General features: G+C 72.2%; 3 protein-coding genes and 1 pseudogene. 2 read left to right on the top strand and 2 right to left on the bottom strand.

Features of this window, described 5'->3' with window-relative positions:
* Positions 1–751 (top strand): DUF1631 family protein (locus QAA18_RS12660; RefSeq protein ID WP_279413444.1); only part of this gene is annotated, 751 nt, incomplete at its 5' end.
* A 57-nt stretch (positions 752–808) separates the two neighbouring features.
* Positions 809–1,900, top strand: a complete 1,092-nt coding sequence (locus QAA18_RS12655) for an NAD(P) transhydrogenase subunit alpha (protein WP_279413442.1) — start codon at positions 809–811, stop codon at positions 1,898–1,900.
* Here the strand turns inward: QAA18_RS12655 and QAA18_RS12650 are convergent.
* Positions 1,884–2,321, bottom strand: coding sequence for a DUF3106 domain-containing protein (locus QAA18_RS12650; protein ID WP_279413440.1), 438 nt, complete (start codon positions 2,319–2,321; stop codon positions 1,884–1,886). The genes QAA18_RS12655 and QAA18_RS12650 overlap by 17 nt on opposite strands.
* A 4-nt stretch (positions 2,322–2,325) precedes the next feature.
* Positions 2,326–2,553 (bottom strand): annotated as a pseudogene (locus QAA18_RS12645) (hypothetical protein); the annotation flags it as partial.

Raw genomic sequence — 2,553 nt, 5'->3', positions numbered from 1 at the left:
CGAACGCCTGCAGCACGCGCGCGCCGAAGCGGCCCGGGAGTTGTCCGCACGGATCGCCGGGCGCACCCTGACCCCGACCGTCGCCCATTTCCTGGACCGCCATTGGCAGCACCACCTGGTCCAGGTGCTGTTGCGCGACGGACCCGATTCCGAACGCCGTCCGCGGGTGCTGGCCCTGGCCGACGAACTCGTCGCCCTGGACGAAGCCGCCGCGCGCCGCGAAGGCAGCGCCGTGGCGACACGGGTACTGGCCCTGCACGCCGGCCTGGTCGAAGCGCTGTCCAGCTCCGGCCTCGACGAGCAGGTCGCCAGCGAATGGATGGCTGGCCTGGCCCGTACCCTTGCGTTCCCGGATTCCCCGCGCGAAACGCGCTCGGAGGTCCCGGTGCCCGAGACCGTCGAGGAAGAAACCGGCACCGCGATCCTGCACGTGGCCGGCGGTACCGACACGCTCGATTTCGATCCCGCCGTGGCCGAGCGCATGCGCTCGTTGCACCCTGGCGACTGGATGCGGCTGACCGACGAGAAGGGACACGAGGCCCCGGTCAAGGTGGCCTGGATCAGCCCGCTCTCCGGCCGCCTGCTGCTGGTCAACCGCCGCGGCGTGCGCCAGTTGGTGGCGTCGCCGGAGCAACTGGCCAGCCTGGTGCGCAGCGGCCACCTGTTCGCTGAAGCCGACGAAAAGCCCTTCGACGAGGCCATGCGCCTGGTCCGGCAGGAGCTCGGCCGCTCGGCCGCCCGCGTCGCCTGACGCAGGCGGCGCCGGCATTCGGCTACGATGCCGGGAACGATCCCGGCGGAGCGACGCATGGCGGTGACGATAGGGGTGGCCCGTGAATCCGTGCCCGGCGAGCGGCGCGTGGCGCTGACGCCGGAGACCTGCCGCAAGCTCGTGGCGGCCGGCGCCACCGTCCTGGTGGAGCGCGGCCTGGGCGAATTCGCGCATTTCCCGGACGCGGCCTACGCCGAGGCCGGCGCGCAGTTGGTCGCCGACGCCGCCGCCGCGACCAGCGGCGCCGACGTGGTGCTGTGCGTGCAACCGCCACCGGTGGCCGCGATAGAAGGGCTGCGCGACGGCACCGTGGTGATCGGCATGCTGCATCCGCAAGCCGACCCCGCGCGCGCCGCTGCGCTGCAGGCGCGCGGCATCATCGCGTTCCCGCTGGAGCGGTTGCCCCGCACCACGCGTGCGCAGGCGATGGACGTGCTCAGTTCCCAGGCCGGCATGGCCGGCTACAAGGCAACGCTGATCGCCGCGCAGCTGGCGCCACGCTTCTTCCCGATGCTGACTACCGCCGCCGGCACCATCCGTCCTTCCAGGGTGCTGGTGGTGGGCGCCGGCGTGGCCGGGTTGCAGGCCATCGCCACCGCCAAGCGCCTCGGTGCGCAGGTCGAGGGCTTCGACGTGCGCCCCGAGACGCGCGAACAGATCGAATCGCTGGGGGGCCGCTTCCTCGACCTCGGCGTGAGCGCGGCGGGCGAGGGCGGTTACGCGCGCGCCCTGACCGACGAGGAGCGCGCCGAACAGCAGCGCCGCCTCGCCGAACACGTGCGCAACATCGACGCGATCATCTGTACCGCCGCCGTGCCCGGGCGCCCCGCGCCGAAGATCATCAGCGCGGCGATGGTCGAAGGCATGAAGCCCGGCAGCGTGGTGGTCGACCTGGCCGCCGAAACCGGCGGCAATTGCGAACTGACGCGTCCGGGCGAAACCATCGACCACGGCGGCGTGGCCATCGCCGGTCCACTGGACCTCGCCAGCAGCGGTGCCCTGCACGCCAGCGAGATGTACGCGCGCAACCTTTACAACTTCGTTTCGCTGCTGCTCAAGGACGGCCAGCTCGCCTTCGACTGGGACGACGAGCTGCTGGCGAAGACGCGCCTTACCGCGGCGGCGTAGCCGGATTCGCCTCGACCCACGCCCGGCGCTGCTCCGGGGTCATCGCGTGCCAGCGCTTGCGCAGTTCCTTGCGCTGCTCCGGCGTCATCGCCTTCATGGCCTGGAACAGCGCCTTCATTTCCGCACGGCGCTCCGGGCTCATGTGCTCCCAGTGGCGCATCCCCCGGCGCGCGTGCTTGCGCTGTTCCGGCGTCATCTCGTGCCAGCGCTCGGCGTGGTGGTACATGCGGGCCCGCTCGGCGGGGTTGGCGTTCCAGCGCTCGCGCAACGGCGCGACCAGCAGGTCGCGCTGTTCGGCCGAAAGCTGTTCCCAGGCGGGCAGCGGCGCGTCCTTGCCGTCCTGCCCGGCCTGGTTGCCCGCCAGCAGGCCGCTGCTGGCGAGCAGCAGGCAGGTGGCGAGGAAGATGCGTGTCTTGTCCATGTCCTTACTCCACGGAAGCCAGGGCCACGGCGTCGGCGGACGCCAGCCACAGGTAGAAGTCTGGGTCCTGCTCGAGCGTGGCCAGCGGTTCGCTGGCGCCGGGAGCCGGCAGCGCCGCGAGGTCCGGGCCGGCAGTCGCCGGTTCGTCGATCCCGTTCCAGGTGACGCCGAAGCCGACCACCAGCGCCAGCGCGGCCGCGGTCGCCAGGCCCCAGCGGTGCGCATGCCGCGG

Origin of the sequence: Luteimonas sp. 8-5, from assembly GCF_029763755.1 — a bacterium.
GTDB lineage: Bacteria > Pseudomonadota > Gammaproteobacteria > Xanthomonadales > Xanthomonadaceae > Cognatiluteimonas.
Note: the sequence above shows the minus strand (reverse complement) of the source record. Positions and strands in the feature narration are given on the sequence as shown.

Bases quoted from the DNA above. Each gene is read 5' to 3' on its own strand.
- QAA18_RS12655 (WP_279413442.1), top strand. From the start codon at position 809: ATGGCGGTGACGATAGGGGTGGCCCGTGAATCCGTGCCCGGCGAGCGG.
- QAA18_RS12650 (WP_279413440.1), bottom strand. From the start codon at position 2,321: ATGGACAAGACACGCATCTTCCTCGCCACCTGCCTGCTGCTCGCCAGC.